Below are 17,102 nucleotides of genomic sequence, written 5' to 3'. Positions count from 1 at the left end.
CTAATTGCAAAAACATATTCAAGCGAGTCTTTTTCCATCAATACGTTGTAATAACCCTCATTGTGCCTTTTTTTTCAGCGTTAATTGCCCGAATTGCTGAGCGAAATCGCGGACCTGATGCCAATCGGTATATTCAATCTCACGTGAAGTATCCGTTTCTCCGCCCGTCATTCGCATAATCAGCTGAATCATGATGCGGTCAAACCATCGATATCGAGGATAACGCAGCGCTCCCGCGAATACCGCCCCCAGGTCGGGCTTCCAGGGACAACGCAGTAAGAATTTGCGCGTATACGCATTGGTTTGCACTGTGCTTTTTTCCGGTTTGCGCGCCGTAAGATTCACCGAGAAGAAAGCGCTCGGTTTGTTTTGCAGTGAAACCAAATTGCGCTGGATGAACTGGTCCAGCGCCGGCGCAAAGTGCCCGTAACGGACAGACGCTCCTAAAAGGATTTTCTCGTACTGAGACAGTTCGACCGTGTCGGCATCATCAATGTTAACGACATCACAGACCTGCGTCTCTTTCAGTTCATCGGCAATGACATTTGCGATTGCCTCTGTTTGTCCATCAGTGGTGGAAAACAGGATCAATGCTTTCATTCTAAGGAATCCTCTTTTTATTATTCCCGCCAGAAGGTCGGCGTAAACAGCACCAACAGCGTGAATACCTCAAGACGACCAAACAGCATCGTCAATATGAGTATCCATTTTGCAGCATCATTCATTGAGGTGAAGTTGTCCGCCACCACGCCTAGACCAGGACCAAGATTGTTTAGCGTAGCTGCAACGGCGGCAAACGCCGAAAAATCGTCAACGCCGGTCGCGATAACGGCCAACATACTGACAATAAAGACCAACGCGTAGGCGGAAAAGAACCCCCATACGGCTTCCAATATTCTTTCTGGCAACGCGCGCTGTCCCAGCTTGATGGTATAGACCGCATTGGGATGAACCAGCCTCTTAAGCTCGCGCGACCCCTGTAAGAACAGAAGCAAGATACGGATCACTTTAAGTCCGCCGCCCGTTGAACCCGCGCAACCGCCAATAAAGGCCGCGCACAGGAGCAACACGGGAAGGAACAACGGCCAATGCGAAATGCTGTCCGTCGTAAACCCGGCGGTCGTCGCCATCGAAACCACCTGGAAAAACGCCTGATTCAGCGTATCTATCCCCGAGCTGTACACATTATGGAACCACAAAACGACGGTACAAACGGCCACCAGGGTCATCTGGACAAAAATGAACATGCGAAATTCAGGGTCGCGCCAATACACTTTCAGGCTGCGTCCGCTCAATACCGCGAAATGAAGGCCGAAGTTGCAACCGGAAATGAGTAGAAAAATCGCAATAATGGTATTGATGGTAGGACTGTTGAAGTAGCCGATGCTCGCATCATGCGTAGAGAAGCCCCCTATCGCAATCGTCGAGAAACTGTGGCCGATGGCGTCAAAGACCGGCATTCCCGCCAACCAGAGGGATAACGCGCACAAAACCGTCAGCAACAGGTAAATCAGCCACAGCGTTTTCGCCGTTTCAGCAATACGAGGCCGCATTTTGTTGTCTTTCAGCGGGCCGGGCATTTCTGCGCGGTAGAGCTGCATGCCCCCAACGCCCAAAATCGGCAGGATGGCCACCGCCAGCACGATAATCCCCATCCCGCCCATCCACTGCAACATCTGACGGTAGAACAAAATAGCTTTAGGCATCGAATCCAAACCGACCAGCGTCGTCGCCCCAGTCGTCGTCAAGCCGGAAAAGGATTCGAAGAACGCATCTGTTATTGTCAGGTTCGGCCGGTCGGTAAACAGGAAAGGCAGCGCCCCGACACTTCCCAGCACCGTCCAAAACAGCACGACAATCAAAAAGCCCTCTCGCGCTTTAAGCTCATGCCGATGCTTGCGATTAGGGAACCAGAGCACCAGCCCAATAATCAACGCGGCGATAAATGTCTGCGTAAAGGCTTTACCTGCGCCGTCGCGATAAATGAGCGCCACCAGGCCGGGGATAAACATAGTGCCAGAAAAGAGGATGACCAGCAGGCCAACGATGCGGGTTATGGCGCGCAAGTGCATTACGGGGCCTTCCTTAACAAAAAGTTCAATGAGTTCGCGCTGGGATTATTGTGAAATTGGCAGTAATTGCAACGCACCGCGACTAATATCTCGTAATCGGCGTTCGGCCTCATCGGTGGCGTTTAAAGGCAACGCTATTTGGAGCCTGACATCAGCGCCATACTCCGTCGAGACAATCTGCCCTTCCAACTGACGCACGATCACTTCGACAGGCGCCAATAAGGGATAGTCGCACTGAAGTCGATACTCCCGTAGCAGTAACCGCTGTGTCAGCGTCACTTGCTTCAACGCCTGTTGTATACCGCCGCCGTAGGCTCGTACCAACCCGCCGGTGCCAAGCTTGACGCCACCGTAATAACGGACGACGACAGCCGCCACCTCGCCGATACCGCTGCCCATGAGCTGCGCCAGTATTGGTTTGCCCGCCGTGCCCGCCGGCTCTCCATCATCGGAGAAACCCAACTGCTGGGAATCGTCGGCGCGCCCGCCACATAGGCCCAACAGTGATGAACTGCCGCGGGGTGCTGCTCCCGCTGGGCGAGAATAAAGGCTTTTGCCGCCTCTATGCCGCAGGCAGGACTTATCACGCTGATAAAACGACTTTTTTTAATTTCTTCGCTGACGCTAACCTGCTCAGCGGGCACCGGATAAGAAGACATCAGTCCAGATTCAGTGCGCGCGTCAGGTTTTCAATACGCTTGTCATGGATGACGACGTTATCTTCGATGCGGACTCCGCCTGCAGGTCGTAACGCATCAATCTTCTGCCAGTTGAAGTGCTGACGAAGAGCGCCGCGCGCCAAGGTTCCAGCAGAGAGTCGATGAAGTAGAGTCCGGGCTCGATAGTCACCACCATTCGAGGCTCCAACATTCGTGTGCAACGCAAATAAGGATAGCACTCGGGCGCGGCCAGCGTGGTGCCCGCGTCGTCTTGCATAAACCCGCCGACGTCGTGGACCTGAAGCCCCAAAAGATGGCCGAGTCCGTGTGGCAAAAACGGCCGTGTCAGCCCCTGTTCAACCATCGCTTCCTCGCTAAGGCCGCCCACCAACTTGTGACGCTTCAGGAGTCCGGCAAGCCGACAATGCATCTGTTCATGATATTCGGTATAGCGCACGCCCGATTTCATCGTGTCAATCAGCGCTCGCTGTTCCCGGTTGAGGTCTTTGACCAACGCGGCAAAATCGCTGTCGTGCTGAGCTGCATAGCTACGGGTAATATCCGCCGCGTAGCCGTTGTATTGCGCGCCAGCGTCAATCAGGAAACTGCGGGCTTCACCCGGCACCTGATGCTTCAACTGGGTGTAGTGCAACACCGCCGCATGCTCGTTCAGCGCCACAATGTTGTCATAAGGCACGTCGCTATCGCGGTGGCCGGTGGCCGTGAGGTACGCAAGATTGATATCGAACTCACTCATGCCGGACTGAAACGCTTCCAGCGCGGCGCGGTGCCCCGAAACGGCGGTTTTCTGCGCTACACGCATGCAAGCCAGCTCATAATCGGTTTTATAGGCACGGTGGTAGTGAAGGTAGTTCAACACGCTCTGGGGATTGATGTGCTCAGGGGTAATGCCAAGTTCGGCAGCACGTTGTATGGCGCTGCCGATATAGCCCACATTTTGACGTGGCATAGGCAGCGCGTGCCCGATATCGTCAGCCTCTCGAAACACCTGGATGTCGAACTCTTTCGTCCAGAAGCTGTCCGGCAACGGAGAGACGCTGTGCCAAAAATCTACGGGAGAATGGAACCATAACCGCGGCTTGTTCACTCCGTCGACCCATAGCCAGCAATTCGGCACCTGCGTCACCGGCAGCCACGCTTTGAAATGCGGATTCACTTTGAACGGATAGTCATGGTCATCCAGGAACAGCGTCATCAGCTCCCCGGCGTGGATCAGCAGTGCGTCCAGGTTGCCGCGTTCAAGCGCAGCTTTCGTGCGTTCTTGCAGCGTCACGACATGTTGATGATACAAAGGGGCCAGCGATTCCATCAATATCTCCACCTACCACAGCGTATTTTTATGTTAACACAGCGCCGGGAAGCCGGCAGTGTCACTCCCTGACGCCAGCAGAACAACGTCCAGTCTTTCCTCACTCTCGCAACACTTTTAATGGCGCCAAGAGCAAAACAAACCGCGGGATGCGCCGGAGAACAGACAATCAGTACCGCACACACCCCAGCAAGCGATAAATAGCAAACCGGCCCCGTCATATACGGAGCCGGATATCGCGAAAGGAATGGCTTAAATGAAAGAGAATGCGTCGCCGAACAGATGTTCTTGCTGCGCGCCACGCTCATTACAGAAGCGTTCCCGCGCGACTTTCGCCATTTCGAAACGACCGGCGATGTAGATGTCGTGGTCCGCCAGCGAGCCGAAGTCTTGCAGCACCGCGCTCAGCACCGTACCGGTACGACCTCGCCAACCGTCTTCCGCCTGTTCAACCACTGGCACAACCTGCAGATTGGGGTGTTGTTCCGTCAACGATTCCAACGCACCTAAATCGTAGAGATGTTGAGGTTCCCGCCCCCCCCAATAGATAGAGACCGGACGCTGCGGCTGATGAGCCAGCACGGTCAGCAAAATCGAACGGACATAGGAAAAACCGGTGCCGCCCGCGACCAAAATCAACGGACGATCGCTGTCGTCTCGCAGCCAGGCCTCGCCGTGTGGCACATCCACTTCCAGAGTGTCTTCTTTCAGGATGCGATCCATGACGGCCATCGCGTAAAGATTCATGTCCGACGCCCCGATATGCAGCTCGATAAAATCGGTATCCATCGGCGTCGATGCGATAGAGAACGGGCGTTTGTCCCGCTCATCCATCACTACCATCAGATACTGGCCGGCACGGAAGGAAAACGGGGCTGAAGGTAATAAACGAACCCGATAAACCGTATCGGTGATCGTTTCTACTGATGTTACTTTACAGCTCAATGTTGTCATGCGTTCCCTCTGTAGGGTCATCAAAGCGAAATGGGGAATGACGGTAACGGTCGATTAGCGCCGTTTTCCGCTGTCATCGAAAATGGCTAACTCGTCCCAGATGGCATCGATACGAGCCACGACCTGCGGATCTTTGGTTATCGGTTGGCCCCACTCTCGTTGGGTCTCGCCCGGCCATTTATTAGTTGCATCCAGCCCCATTTTGGAGCCAAGCCCGGAAACTGGTGAAGCAAAGTCGAGATAGTCGATGGGCGTATTTTCCACTAACAGTGTATCTCGCGCCGGGTCCATCCGCGTCGTGATCGCCCAAATGACATCTTTCCAGTCACGGGCGTTGATATCATCGTCGCAGACAATAACAAATTTGGTGTACATAAATTGGCGCAGAAACGACCACACGCCCATCATCACTCTTTTGGCATGCCCGGCGTACTGCTTCTTCATAGTAACGACCGCCAGACGGTAAGAACACCCCTCAGGCGGTAGATAAAAGTCGACGATCTCCGGAAATTGCTTTTGCAGCAGCGGCACGAAAACTTCGTTCAACGCCACGCCCAATACCGCCGGCTCATCCGGCGGACGGCCGGTGTAAGTTGAATGGTAGATGGCGTTCTGCCGCTGGGTCACGTGCGTCACCGTGAAGACCGGGAACTTATCGACCTCATTATAGTAGCCGGTGTGATCGCCGTAGGGACCTTCCTCCGCCTGCTCTCCCGGTTCGATATACCCTTCCAGCACAATCTCCGCGCTGGCCGGCACTTCCAAATCGCAGGATAGACATTTCACCACCTCGGTTTTGTGGCCGCGCAGCAGTCCGGCAAACGCATATTCGGATAACGAGTCCGGTACCGGCGTCACCGCGCCGAGGATGGTTGCCGGGTCGGCTCCCAGCGCCACTGCGACGGGAAAACGTTCACCAGGATGCTCCTGACACCACTCCTGGAAGTCAAGCGCACCGCCCCGGTGAGACAGCCAGCGCATGATCAGCTTGTTTTTACCCAGTACCTGCTGGCGATAGATCCCCAGATTCTGCCGCTCCTTAAACGGACCCCGGGTGACCGTCAGTCCCCAGGTGATCAACGGCGCTGCATCGCCAGGCCAGCAGTGCATCACGGGAATGCGCGTCAGGTCCACGTCATCGCCCTGCCATACATTTTCCTGACAGGCGGCGGACGACACGCGCTTAGTCGGCATATTCAGTACCTGACGGAAACGGGGAAGTTTGTCCATCAAATCGCGGAATCCGCGCGGCGGTTCGGGTTCTTTCAAAAATGCCAGCAGTCGGCCGACATCACGCAGTGCGCTGACGTCGTCCTGCCCCATCCCTAATGCGACACGTTTCGGCGTACCGAATAAGTTACACAGCACCGGCATGTCGTAGCCGATCGGGTTTTCGAACAGCAGCGCCGGACCTTCGGCTCGCAGAGTGCGATCCGCAATCTCGGTCATTTCAAGATGGGGATCGATGGGCTGGGTAATGCGTTTCAACTCACCCTTATCTTCGAGAAGGGAAAGGAATTCACGTAAATCACGGTATTTCATGCTGTTCATCAGGACGGTCGGTGGTGCAGTTATTATAAAGTTTCTTCTACAAACTGTCGCTTCCTGCAGGCGCTATTTATCCCGAGCGGCTTTTGTTATTCTTGCCGAAAATTGCAATAGATTAGTGAAATTATGGAATCCTGGTATCTACTTTACTGTAAACGCGGGCAGCTATTGCGGGCAAAAGAGCATCTGGAACGTCAGACGGTCAACTGCCTGAGCCCGATGATTACCGTTGAAAAGGTTGTGCGCGGAAAGCGTACCGAGGTCAGCGAACCCCTGTTCCCCAATTATCTGTTCGTCGCTTTCGATCCCGAACACATTCACACCACCACAATTAGCGCGACGCGCGGCGTTAGCCACTTCGTGCGCTTTGGTACGCTACCCGCGACGGTGCCTCAGGGCGTGATTGACGAACTAGCCCTGAACCCGACGCTAGTGGCGACGGACCCGGAGACGCCGCAGCCGGGCGACACCGTGACGATCACGGAAGGGACATTCAACGGGTTGGAAGCCATCTATGCGGAGCCCGATGGCGAGGCGCGTTCCATGCTGCTGCTTAACCTGCTGAATAAACAGGTTAAGCAGAGTATTGATAACCGCCAGTTCAAAAAATGCTGACGGCAATTGCCGTTAGCGCTGCAGAGATTCCTCACGCAACCACTGCGCCACGCGTTTCGCAAAGTACGTCAACACCCCATCCGCTCCGGCGCGTTTGAAGCACATCAGAGACTCCATCACCGCCGGTTGTTCCTGCAGCCAGCCATTCTGAATCGCCGCCATTTGCATCGCATATTCACCGGAGACCTGATAAGCGAACGTCGGCACCCCGAAGGTGTCTTTCACCTGACGGACCACATCGAGATACGGCATCCCCGGCTTCACCATCACCATATCTGCGCCTTCCTGAAGATCCTGGGCGATCTCCTGCAACGCTTCCGCGCCGTTTGCCGGGTCCATCTGATAGGTTTTCTTGTTACCGCCTTTCAGGTTGCCGGAGGAGCCCAACGCATCGCGGAAAGGTCCGTAAAAACAGGAGGCATACTTGGCGGAATACGCTATGATCTGGGTATTAACCAGCCCCTGAGTTTCCAGTTGGTGACGAATCGCGCCGATACGACCGTCCATCATGTCGCTAGGGGCAACGATTTCCGCGCCCGCGTCCGCATGAGACAGCGCCTGGCGAACCAGGATGCTTTTCGTGATGTCGTTCACGACATAGCCGTCGTCGTCGATGATCCCATCCTGGCCATGGGTGGTATAAGGATCCAGCGCCACGTCAGTCAGCAGTCCCAGCTCAGGCACCGCGGCTTTCAACGCTCGCACCGCCCGCTGTACCAACCCGTCCGGATTGTAGGACTCTTCCGCGTGGAGCGACTTCTTATCCGCTTCGATCACGGGAAAGAGCGACAATACTGGAATACCCAGTTTGGCGACAATTTCCGCCTCTTTCACCAGTTCGTCTATCGTCAGACGATACACGCCCGGCATAGATGGCACTTCCTGACGCGTCGCTTTGCCTTCCATGACAAACACAGGGTAGATGAGGTCGTTAACGGTCACCTGATTTTCGGCCACCAGACGGCGGCTGAAGTCGTGACGACGCAGTCGGCGCAGACGTCGTCCAGGGAATGCGCCGGGAAAAGCAGTGCTCATAAAATTATTCTCCAGTCGAAGCCAGCCGGAAAATCCGGCGGGCATTGTCATCCGTCATCGCACCCAGCCAAACGGCGTCTTGCCCGCGCCAGGCGGCTACCTGCCGGACAATATGGGGAAGATGACAGGGCTCATTACGTCGGGAAGCGGGTTTGGGTTCTAAATCCCGCGGTAGCAAGTAAGGCGCATCCGTTTCCAGTAGTAGCCGCTCGTCCGGAATGTGCGGCAATAGTTCGCGCAGCGCCAGACCTCTGCGTTCATCGCAGACCCAGCCGGTGATGCCAACCATCAGTCCGGCATTCAAGCAGTCGCTTAACGCCTGACGATCGCCCGTAAAGCAGTGAACGACGGCGGCGGGGACTTTATCCAGCCACGGTTTAAGCAACGCCATAAAGCGTTCGTGCGCATCACGGCAGTGCAGAAACACCGGCAGAGACAGTTCGGCAGCCAGCGCCAATTGGGCACTAAATGCGTGCTCCTGCTGCTTGGGCGAAGAGAAGTTGCGGTTAAAGTCCAGACCACATTCGCCAATAGCGACGACTTTATCGCGCTGTCCCAATCGGTGAATTTGCTCGGCCACTGTTTCTGTCCAGGTGCTGGCGTCGTGTGGATGAACGCCTGCGGTCGACCAACAGTAATCGGGGATGGCTTCGCTCATAGCCAGCGCCTGTTCGCTTTCCTCGGCGCTGGTACCGGTAATCAGCAGGCCGGTGACGCCAGCCTCGCGGGCGCGTCGCACCACCTGCTCGCGATCTTTATCGAACTGTGAGCTGGTGAGGTTAACTCCAATATCAAACATCGACGTCAGTCCTGCGTTTCACACCTGTTGTCCCGTCTGTCACGAGACGCTCAAAAAACAACACCTCTCGGCGAGAGGTGTCCAATATGACGTTTTGTCCGCGCTGCGGCGGCGCCGTGCTTTCCAGCGATCGCCGCCGTTACGGCGCAGGGTCTTCCTGATTTTCCTCTTCATTCCGACGTCCTTTGCCGACGTAGAAGCGGGCGAAAAACACCCCTATCTCGAATAACAGATACATCGGTATCGCGAGCAGAGTTTGGGAAAACACGTCTGGCGGCGTCAGCAGCATGCCGACAACAAATGCGCCAACCAGTACATAAGGGCGTTTCTGCTTTAGCTCTTGCGGCGTCACCACACCGCTCCAGCACAGCAGCACAATAGCCACCGGCACTTCGAACGACACGCCGAAAGCCATAAACAGCGCCATCACGAAATCCAGATAATTGTTGATATCGGTCGCAATCATCACGCCGGCGGGCGCCGTCTGGGCGAAGAAACTGAACGCCAGCGGAAAGACGATAAAGTAAGCGAACGCCATGCCGAGATAAAATAACAGGCTGCTGGAGAACAAGAGCGGCATCATCAGGCGGCGTTCATGCTTGTATAACGCCGGCGCGACAAAGGCCCAGACCTGATACAGCACCAGCGGCGCAGAAGCGAACACCGAGACAATCAGGGTCAGTTTGATTGGGGTGAAGAACGGCGAGGCGACATCGGTCGCAATCATGCTGGCGCCAGCGGGAAGCTGCTTGATCAACGGTGCGGAGACGATCTGATAGATATCGTTCGCGAAGTAGACCAATACGACAAAGACTGCCAGAACACAAAGAATACTATTCAACAACCGCTTACGCAGCTCGATCAAATGGCTGATCAGCGGCTGGGTTTCATCAACGGCCATAGATTAATGATCATCACGTGGTTGAGAGGGAGACGAGGATGTCGCGGCGGGCGAAGAGGTCTTCACCTTGCCGAACTCGCCGGCGGTGTTATCAACATTCTGGCTTTGGTCCACGGCGGTTTTTTCCATCGCAGTGGGCACCGTCGTCGTTTCGTGCTCGATAACCCCATCGTGGGCGGCTTCGGGGTCGTTCAACGGCTGGCTCGGCATGTCGCCTTTCTTTTCTTCGCCTAGCTGATCCACCGTGTACGTCCGCTTCATGGAGTCCGCCGCTTCCTTTAACTCATCCATGGAGGCTTTTAGCTCGGGCGAAAGATTCTGCAGGTTGCTGGCCTGTTCCACTTTCTTCAGGCTGTCCTGTAACTCTTGCAGCTTCATTTCCTGAACCAGTTCGTTTTGCACCGATGACGCCAGAGAGCGTAAAGCGCGAATCCAGCCCACCACCGTTCTTACCGCCACGGGAAGACGCTCCGGACCTAATACCACCAATCCGATAACCATCACCAACAATAGTTCGCTAAAGCCAATATCAAACACCGATTACACCCGCTCTTTTGACTGACTCTTTTCTTCCTGCTTCGTTTCCGGCTGCTGTTCAGCAACGGTTTTCGTGTTGAAATCCGCATCCTGCTGTTGCGCCTTTTCATCCGAGGCAGACGTTTGATCGTCGCTCATCGCTTTCTTGAAGCCTTTGATGGAAGCGCCCAGATCCGAACCCAGCGTTCTTAATTTGTTGGTCCCGAATAGCAACACCACGATGACTGCGATGATCAATAAATTCCAGAGACTAATACCGCCCATGTCACTACCTCTTATGCAAGGGGATTATCAAACTGCCGTGTTTTATAACGGCAATCATGCTACTGATTACGATCTTATTCAACGCGTACAACGCCATCCTACGATCCAGGCGACAATCCCGGCGGCGATCATACCGGAGGGCACAATGTTCGCTTCGATATGGCTGGCCAGCAACACGGTACCGCTCACCAACAGCGCTGCGCCAACGCCTAACAGATAACGCGACTGGCCTTGCCGAACCCGCTGAACACGCAGCTCATCCGCTAAGTGCTCCATACTTTCTCGCAGCTTTTTGTGCTGGCGCAGTCCGTCGTAGAGCAGTTCAGGAATTTCAGGCAGTTTTTCCGCCCAAAACGGGGCTTTTTGTTTGAAAGCCCGCACCATGGCGGGTATGCCCACCTGGTCTTTCAACCAGGTTTCGAGAAACGGCTTGGCCGTTTTCCATAAATCCAACTGCGGATACAGCTGACGCCCAATGCCTTCGACGTACAGCAGCGTTTTCTGCAGCAAGACCAGCTGCGGCTGAACTTCCATGTTGAAGCGTCGCGCCGTGTTGAAGAGGTTCAATAATACATGACCGAAAGAAATTTCCGCTAACGGCTTTTCAAATATGGGCTCACAGACGGTACGAATCGCGAATTCGAACTCTTCGACATTAGTGTCCGCAGGCACCCAACCGGAATCGACATGCAGTTCGGCCACGCGGCGGTAGTCGCGGTTGAAAAAGGCAATAAAGTTTTCCGCCAAATAGCGTTTATCTTCCTTGTTCAAGGAGCCGACAATGCCGCAATCGATGCCGATATACAGGGGATCTTCAGGGTGTTCGTAGCTGATAAAAATGTTGCCGGGGTGCATGTCGGCATGGAAGAAACTGTCGCGGAAAACCTGAGTGAAGAAGACCTGAACCCCGCGTTCCGCGAGCAGCGGCAGGTTCACGCCGTGCGATTTCAACGCGTCCATATCCGACACCGGGATCCCGTAAATCCGCTCCATCACCAGCACCCGCTCGGTGCAATAGTCCGAGTAAACTTCCGGCACGTAAAGCAATCCGCTGTTTTCAAAGTTACGTCGTAGCTGAATGCCGTTGGCGGCTTCCCGCAGGAGATTCAACTCATCCAGCAGCGTTTTTTCATATTCACGCACCACTTCGCGAGGCCGCAGACGACGACCATCCGGCATCAGTAGCGGCAGCCAACTGGCCAACCGTTTCATCAACTTGATGTCGGCCTGAATGACGGGAAGGATATCCGGGCGAATCACCTTGATGACGATATCTTTGCCCGTCGATTTCAGCTTCGCCGTATGCACTTGGGCGATGGAAGCCGAGGCCAGCGGTTTGGCGTCAAAATCGTCGAACCAGTTGTCCAACTTACCGCCCATCGACTTTTCAATTTGCTGGCGCGCCAGTTCTCCGTCGAAAGGCTCGACCTGATCCTGCAGTTTCGCCAGTTGATCGGCGATCGCGGGAGAAAAAAGATCGCGTCGGGTAGACATCATCTGCCCGAGTTTTATCCAGACCGGTCCGAGGTCTTGCAGAGCCAGCCGCAGACGTTCACCCAGCGGCTGATTCTGGTGCCGGTTAGGTAACCAGAATAACAGGCGGCGCATGAAACGGACGGGAAGGGTTAGCGGCACGCGTGGGATCAGTTCGTCAAGTCCGTAGCTCAGCAATACCCAGACAATACGATAAAGGCGAATTATTTCCCCCGGCGTCATCGCGTTTCCTCCAGTTTTGACAATCTTTCAGACAGTGCGTCCACCGCGTGATCCAAGGCCTCGACTTCGTCCCCGAACCACATCGCCTCCAGTTTTCCCGGAAGCAGCCGCCACTCTTCGGTCAGCGTTTCCGACAGATAGTGCCGTTGACGACACAGGATCCCGCTGACAGCACCGAGCGTTTTGCGTGCCGTCTGGCTCAACCCTTCCGCAGCAATATCGCCCACGTAAGGCGATAGCCATTCAGCCGGGTCGATTTCTGCAAGATCGAGAAGAGCGATAAATTGCTGCGCTACCTGTATATCGCCTTCCAATGTTAGTTCGCCGCTGCGCATGAGCGCGGACAACTGCTGGCGATCGCGCAATTGGATCAGTGCGGACAGTTGAGTCACCAGACGACAGTCCGGCGTTGACGCCCACTGACTGACGACGTCCAGCCGCTGTTCGCTGAAAATCAGCACCAGCGGCGCACGCAGCTCGGCGATATCGATACGCAGCGTTTTTCCGTGCAGGCGCTGACGGGCCGCCTTCATGCTTCGATCACGAAACAGTAGCTGATTGAGCGCCGTTTCCAGCGCAGCCGTCAGTACAGGCATTATCCGCATTGGCATGTCCAGACTCAGAATTTAAACCCGCGATGCAGGGCAACCACCCCGCCGGTCAGATTATAATAATTGACGTTGTCGAAACCCGCGTCGGACATCATGGACTTCAGCGTGTCCTGGTCCGGATGCATGCGGATGGATTCGGCCAGATAGCGGTAGCTGCCCGCGTCGCGCGCCACCATGTCACCAATGCGCGGCAGTACGTGGAAGGAGTAGAGGTCGTAGACTTTGCTCAACGCTTTCGTCGTCGGTTTGGAGAACTCCAGCACCAACAGACGACCGCCCGGCTTCAGTACACGGAACATGGAGCGCAGGGCCTGCTCTTTTTCGGTGACGTTGCGCAGGCCGAAAGAGATGGTGATGCAATCAAATGTGTTGTCAGGGAACGGCAAGGCTTCCGCATTCGCCTGCACGTAGCTGACGTTGCCGATGACGCCTTTGTTGCGCAGTTTCTCGCGGCCGACCTGCAGCATGGAGGCGTTAATATCCGCCAGTACCACTTCCCCTTCTTCGCCGACAAGACGCGAGAATTTCGCCGTCAGGTCGCCGGTGCCGCCGGCCAAATCCAGTACGCGTTGACCGCGATGTACGCCGCTGCATTCGATGGTGAAGCGCTTCCAGATACGATGGATGCCGAAAGACATCAGGTCATTCATCAAGTCGTACTTTGCCGCCACAGAATGAAAAACGTCAGCCACCATGGTCTCTTTATCGTCTTTCGCCACGGTGCGATAACCAAAGTGCGTTGTTTTCTCCGAATCGTCTGCCATGTTATCCGCCTGCTATTGTCAAAATCCGGGTTTCCCCACTTACGAAGAGTGTAACAGACCCAGGTTAAAAGCCACTGACCTTCTTTGCCGCCGCGGGCCGATGCGCGCGGGCGTGGTGCCGCCGAACGCCGAAAGTTTACACCGCATGAATAGGCTCGCTAACCGGATTTTTCGTCATGAAACGTTTCATTCGGCACGTCCTCGTCGGTATGACACGCCACGCTCATCACGTCCGTATCCGACATCAGCGACGTTTTAATGGGCCGTTTGACTTCCACGCCCAGCGACCGAAATCCTTCGGCCTGCCCGATCAAGTTTCCGCGGCCGGACGCGACTTTTTTCATGGCCTGATGATAGCTGCTCTGAGCCCGGTCCAGATTCTGTCCTAACGTGGTCATATCGTCGACGAACAACCGTAGTTTGTCGTATAGACGGGAGGCCCGCTCTGCGATTTGCTGCGCATTACGGCTCTGCTGCTCATAGCGCCACAGATTATTGATGGTGCGGAGGGCCACCAGCAGTGTGGTCGGGCTGACCAGCATGATGTTGTTTTTGAGCGCCTCGGTGATCAGCTCCGGCTGCCGGTCAATGGCTAGCAAGAATGCGGGCTCCACCGGAATAAACATCAGCACATAGTCAAGCGAACGCAAGCCCGGAAGCTGCTGGTAATCTTTGCTGCCCAGCAACCGTATGTGGCTGCGAATAGAAACCAGATGTTCATTGAGCGCGGCGCCGCGATCGCGCTCATCTTCGCTATTGAAATAGCGTTCGTACGCCACCAGCGACATCTTGGCGTCGATCACTACGTCTTTCCCATGCGGTAAACGGACGATAACATCCGGCTGCATCCTGCCGTTGCTCCCCGTCTGTATGCTGACCTGCGTTTGATACTCGTGCCCTTCCCGTAGCCCAGAGCTTTCCAGCACCCGACTCAGAACGACTTCGCCCCAGTTTCCCTGCGTTTTGTTGTCGCCTTTCAGTGCCTGAGTCAGATTGACGGCTTCCTGCGCCATGCGGGCATTGAGCTGCTGGAGATTACGGATTTCATGCGCCAGCGTGTGGCGCTCGCGCGCTTCCTCGCCAAAACTATCCTGTACCTGACGACGAAAACCATCAAGCTGTTCCCGCAACGGCGTCAGCAGCCGGTCCAGACTTAACTGGTTTTGCTGGTCGACCTTGCGACCGCTCTGCTCGAAAATACGATTGGCCAGATTTTCGAACTGCGCCGACAGGCGTTGCTCGCTGTTGATCAGCAGGCGCTGTTTCTCTTCCGCCGCCAGCCGCGTCTCTTCCAGCCGGATTGTCACCTCACGCAGTTCCGCTTCCTGAGCGCCATTGGCCTCTCGCAGCGCGCGCAGCTCCTGATTAAGCTGTTCGCACTCGGCGCGCAGCGCCGTCATCTGCAACAGTTTTTCCTGACCTGCCGCAAGCTGACCATGTAACAGCCGTAGCTCGCGTTCTTGATCGTTTAGCCGAATCTGATCCTGCTGGCGCGCCTCGCGGCTCTCGTCCAAGGCCTGATTCGCCTGCTGCAAAGATTGCTCCTGCAACTGACGTTCGGTTTCATAGCGCGCATGACGCTGCTGTTGTAACAAACTCGCCACCAGCCAGCCGATCATCAGACCGACCACGCCTCCGCCAATGCCGTAAAAAGGGTGATTGCCACACCGCCTCCGGGTTCACTTGCCGCTGCCCGTCAAGGTAAAAGCATGCTGTATGGATGTCCAGAAAGGATTCTGTCATTGCTGTAATTTGAAAGAAAAAAAGGGGGAAATGCGATACGGATTCAGGCGTGGAGTGAAACGGAGGCGGAAAGAATCCACCTCCTTGGTGCATCAGGACAAGCTTTGTTTAGCAACCGCGATAGCCGCAGCTACCTGCTGCGGAGACACGCCGCCTTGCGCCGCGCGTTTATCCAGACAGGACTGCAGTGACAATATGGGATATACGTCGTCTTCAATAACTCCACTGAACGTTTTGAGTTCGTCCAATGACAACGCTTCCAGCGCTTTTCCCTGGCGGATGGCTTCCACCACCGCTTCGCCCACGATATGGTGCGCTTCACGGAATGGGACGCCTTTAGCAACCAGATAGTCCGCCAGTTCAGTGGCGTTGGCATAGCCTTGCTCTGCCGCTTCCTGGCAACGAGGACGCTTAACCTGAATACCTTCCAGCACCAGCGCGGCCATCATCAGGCTGTCATGCCAGGTATCCAACGCATCGAACAGGCCCTCTTTGTCTTCCTGCATGTCTTTGTTGTAAGCCAGCGGCAGCCCTTTCAGCGTGACCATCATGCCCGCCAGCGCGCCCTGTACGCGTCCGCATTTACCGCGGATCAGCTCCAACGCATCCGGGTTTTTCTTCTGCGGCATCAGGGAGGAACCGGACGTCACACGGTCAGACAGCTCCACGAATGCGGCTTCCCCGCTGTTGAAGAAAATCAGGTCTTCGGCGAAACGAGACAGGTGCACCATGCCGATCGACGCGTTGGACAACAGCTCCAGCACATGGTCGCGGTCTGATACGGTGTCCAGACTGTTACGTGTCGCGGAGGCGAAGCCAAGCCAGCCGGCCAACTGTTCGCGGTCGATAGGATAGGCCGTACCCGCCAATGCGCCGCAGCCCAGCGGACTGACGTCCAGACGAGCCAACGTATCGGCTAAACGGCTTTCGTCACGCGCCAACATTTCGTGATAGGCCAGACACCAGTGAGCGAACGTCACCGGCTGAGCGCGCTGGAGATGGGTGTAACCCGGCATGACCGCATCCTGATTCGCCTCCGCCGTCGCCACCAACGCCTCACGCAGATGCCGAATGGTTTCCATCAGTTCATTGATTTGCGCTTTGCACCATAGCTTAAGGTCAGTCGCGACCTGATCGTTACGGCTACGGCCGGTATGCAGTTTTTTACCCAGGTCGCCCACCTTTTCAATCAGGCGTTGCTCCACCCAACTGTGAATATCTTCGGCATCGCTTTGCAAAATGGCATGAGGATCGGCCTGAACTTCCTTTAACAGGACCGTCAGTGCCTGTTCCAACTGCTGCTGTTCCTGTTCGCTCAGTACATCGACCGTCACCAGCGCTTTAGACCACCCAATGGAGCCCGTGATGTCCTGTTCCGCCAAACGGTAATCGAACCGCAGTGAATCGTTGAACTGTTTGAAACGTTGATCTGCTGCCTGACTAAACCGTCCGCCCCACAAAGCCATAACTTTAACTCCCGGTATTCAAATGATTGCGAGCGGATGGCACTCCATCGCCCGCCAGAATTTCTGTCTTACGCCGACTCGCCCGGCA

General features: G+C 55.4%; 15 protein-coding genes and 2 pseudogenes. 1 reads left to right on the top strand and 16 read right to left on the bottom strand.

The genetic code is table 11. From position 1 onward, the window contains the following. Positions 1-57: 57 nt before the first annotated feature. The 6 genes and pseudogenes from hemG to ubiD all read right to left on the bottom strand — a co-directional run bounded on the left by hemG (position 58) and on the right by ubiD (position 6,566). Positions 58-600: a menaquinone-dependent protoporphyrinogen IX dehydrogenase gene (gene hemG / locus AU511_RS10890; RefSeq protein WP_094109657.1), complete on the bottom strand. Its 543-nt coding sequence runs from the start codon at positions 598-600 to the stop codon at positions 58-60. 20 nt (positions 601-620) lie between these two features. Next, a complete protein-coding gene (gene trkH / locus AU511_RS10885) occupies positions 621-2,072 on the bottom strand; it encodes a Trk system potassium transporter TrkH (protein WP_094100111.1) in 1,452 nt (483 codons plus the stop codon). A gap of 45 nt (positions 2,073-2,117) precedes the next feature. Further along, positions 2,118-2,731 (bottom strand): annotated as a pseudogene (locus AU511_RS10880) (IMPACT family protein). After that, positions 2,731-4,061, bottom strand: a pseudogene (gene pepQ, locus AU511_RS10875) (Xaa-Pro dipeptidase). The pseudogenes AU511_RS10880 and pepQ overlap by 1 nt, the downstream one beginning before the upstream one ends. A gap of 252 nt (positions 4,062-4,313) precedes the next feature. Then, complete coding sequence (fre, locus tag AU511_RS10870; RefSeq protein WP_094109656.1) at positions 4,314-5,015, bottom strand: NAD(P)H-flavin reductase; 702 nt, start codon at positions 5,013-5,015, stop codon at positions 4,314-4,316. Between the two features lie 54 nt (positions 5,016-5,069). Continuing rightward, positions 5,070-6,566 (bottom strand): 4-hydroxy-3-polyprenylbenzoate decarboxylase, encoded by a 1,497-nt coding sequence (ubiD, locus tag AU511_RS10865; RefSeq protein WP_094109655.1) that lies wholly within the window; start codon positions 6,564-6,566, stop codon positions 5,070-5,072. Positions 6,567-6,689: 123 nt separating this feature from the next. Here ubiD and rfaH point away from each other — a divergent pair, with 123 nt between their 5' ends. Continuing rightward, on the top strand, positions 6,690-7,178 hold the full coding sequence (gene rfaH, locus AU511_RS10860; protein ID WP_094100108.1) for a transcription/translation regulatory transformer protein RfaH: 489 nt from the start codon (positions 6,690-6,692) through the stop codon (positions 7,176-7,178). Between the two features lie 12 nt (positions 7,179-7,190). Here rfaH and hemB read toward each other — a convergent pair whose 3' ends face one another. The 10 genes from hemB to argH all read right to left on the bottom strand — a co-directional run bounded on the left by hemB (position 7,191) and on the right by argH (position 17,014). Further along, entirely contained in the window at positions 7,191-8,213 is a 1,023-nt protein-coding gene (gene hemB, locus AU511_RS10855) for a porphobilinogen synthase (RefSeq protein ID WP_094109654.1), read from the bottom strand. A gap of 4 nt (positions 8,214-8,217) precedes the next feature. Beyond that, a complete protein-coding gene (tatD, locus tag AU511_RS10850; RefSeq protein WP_094109653.1) occupies positions 8,218-9,012 on the bottom strand; it encodes a 3'-5' ssDNA/RNA exonuclease TatD in 795 nt (264 codons plus the stop codon). Between the two features lie 139 nt (positions 9,013-9,151). Continuing rightward, positions 9,152-9,913 carry a Sec-independent protein translocase subunit TatC gene (gene tatC, locus AU511_RS10845; RefSeq protein ID WP_094100105.1) on the bottom strand — a complete coding sequence of 254 codons (762 nt, stop codon included), beginning with the start codon at positions 9,911-9,913 and terminating at the stop codon, positions 9,152-9,154. A 3-nt stretch (positions 9,914-9,916) separates the two neighbouring features. Then, positions 9,917-10,450, bottom strand: a complete 534-nt coding sequence (tatB, locus tag AU511_RS10840; RefSeq protein ID WP_094109652.1) for a Sec-independent protein translocase protein TatB — start codon at positions 10,448-10,450, stop codon at positions 9,917-9,919. 3 nt (positions 10,451-10,453) lie between these two features. After that, complete coding sequence (gene tatA, locus AU511_RS10835; protein ID WP_026738417.1) at positions 10,454-10,714, bottom strand: Sec-independent protein translocase subunit TatA; 261 nt, start codon at positions 10,712-10,714, stop codon at positions 10,454-10,456. Positions 10,715-10,792: 78 nt separating this feature from the next. Then, positions 10,793-12,430, bottom strand: a complete 1,638-nt coding sequence (gene ubiB, locus AU511_RS10830) for a ubiquinone biosynthesis regulatory protein kinase UbiB (protein ID WP_094109651.1) — start codon at positions 12,428-12,430, stop codon at positions 10,793-10,795. Beyond that, the gene (ubiJ, locus tag AU511_RS10825) at positions 12,427-13,035 is read right to left on the bottom strand and encodes a ubiquinone biosynthesis protein UbiJ (protein ID WP_094109650.1); all 609 of its coding nucleotides are present in this window, start codon (positions 13,033-13,035) and stop codon (positions 12,427-12,429) included. The genes ubiB and ubiJ overlap by 4 nt, the downstream gene beginning before the upstream one ends. Positions 13,036-13,049: 14 nt before the next feature. Further along, complete coding sequence (gene ubiE / locus AU511_RS10820) at positions 13,050-13,805, bottom strand: bifunctional demethylmenaquinone methyltransferase/2-methoxy-6-polyprenyl-1,4-benzoquinol methylase UbiE (RefSeq protein WP_094109649.1); 756 nt, start codon at positions 13,803-13,805, stop codon at positions 13,050-13,052. A gap of 158 nt (positions 13,806-13,963) precedes the next feature. Then, positions 13,964-15,424 carry a DNA recombination protein RmuC gene (gene rmuC, locus AU511_RS10815; protein ID WP_094109658.1) on the bottom strand — a complete coding sequence of 487 codons (1,461 nt, stop codon included), beginning with the start codon at positions 15,422-15,424 and terminating at the stop codon, positions 13,964-13,966. Between the two features lie 216 nt (positions 15,425-15,640). After that, on the bottom strand, positions 15,641-17,014 hold the full coding sequence (gene argH, locus AU511_RS10810; protein ID WP_094100099.1) for an argininosuccinate lyase: 1,374 nt from the start codon (positions 17,012-17,014) through the stop codon (positions 15,641-15,643). Positions 17,015-17,102 lie beyond the last annotated feature (88 nt).

The organism is Lonsdalea iberica (assembly GCF_002111585.1).
GTDB classification, from domain to species: Bacteria; Pseudomonadota; Gammaproteobacteria; order Enterobacterales; family Enterobacteriaceae; genus Lonsdalea; species Lonsdalea iberica.
This window is presented reverse-complemented; position numbering and strand designations above follow the sequence as displayed.

What these genes read in the sequence shown, in the direction of transcription:
- tatC (WP_094100105.1), bottom strand. Translation starts at nt 9,913, where the DNA reads ATGGCCGTTGATGAAACCCAGCCGCTGATCAGCCATTTGATCGAGCTG.
- rfaH (WP_094100108.1), top strand. Translation starts at nt 6,690, where the DNA reads ATGGAATCCTGGTATCTACTTTACTGTAAACGCGGGCAGCTATTGCGG.
- argH (WP_094100099.1), bottom strand. Translation starts at nt 17,014, where the DNA reads ATGGCTTTGTGGGGCGGACGGTTTAGTCAGGCAGCAGATCAACGTTTC.
- tatD (WP_094109653.1), bottom strand. Translation starts at nt 9,012, where the DNA reads ATGTTTGATATTGGAGTTAACCTCACCAGCTCACAGTTCGATAAAGAT.
- fre (WP_094109656.1), bottom strand. Translation starts at nt 5,015, where the DNA reads ATGACAACATTGAGCTGTAAAGTAACATCAGTAGAAACGATCACCGAT.
- ubiD (WP_094109655.1), bottom strand. Translation starts at nt 6,566, where the DNA reads ATGAACAGCATGAAATACCGTGATTTACGTGAATTCCTTTCCCTTCTC.
- hemG (WP_094109657.1), bottom strand. Translation starts at nt 600, where the DNA reads ATGAAAGCATTGATCCTGTTTTCCACCACTGATGGACAAACAGAGGCA.
- ubiE (WP_094109649.1), bottom strand. Translation starts at nt 13,805, where the DNA reads ATGGCAGACGATTCGGAGAAAACAACGCACTTTGGTTATCGCACCGTG.
- rmuC (WP_094109658.1), bottom strand. Translation starts at nt 15,424, where the DNA reads ATGATCGGCTGGCTGGTGGCGAGTTTGTTACAACAGCAGCGTCATGCG.
- ubiJ (WP_094109650.1), bottom strand. Translation starts at nt 13,035, where the DNA reads ATGCGGATAATGCCTGTACTGACGGCTGCGCTGGAAACGGCGCTCAAT.
- hemB (WP_094109654.1), bottom strand. Translation starts at nt 8,213, where the DNA reads ATGAGCACTGCTTTTCCCGGCGCATTCCCTGGACGACGTCTGCGCCGA.
- ubiB (WP_094109651.1), bottom strand. Translation starts at nt 12,430, where the DNA reads ATGACGCCGGGGGAAATAATTCGCCTTTATCGTATTGTCTGGGTATTG.
- trkH (WP_094100111.1), bottom strand. Translation starts at nt 2,072, where the DNA reads ATGCACTTGCGCGCCATAACCCGCATCGTTGGCCTGCTGGTCATCCTC.
- tatA (WP_026738417.1), bottom strand. Translation starts at nt 10,714, where the DNA reads ATGGGCGGTATTAGTCTCTGGAATTTATTGATCATCGCAGTCATCGTG.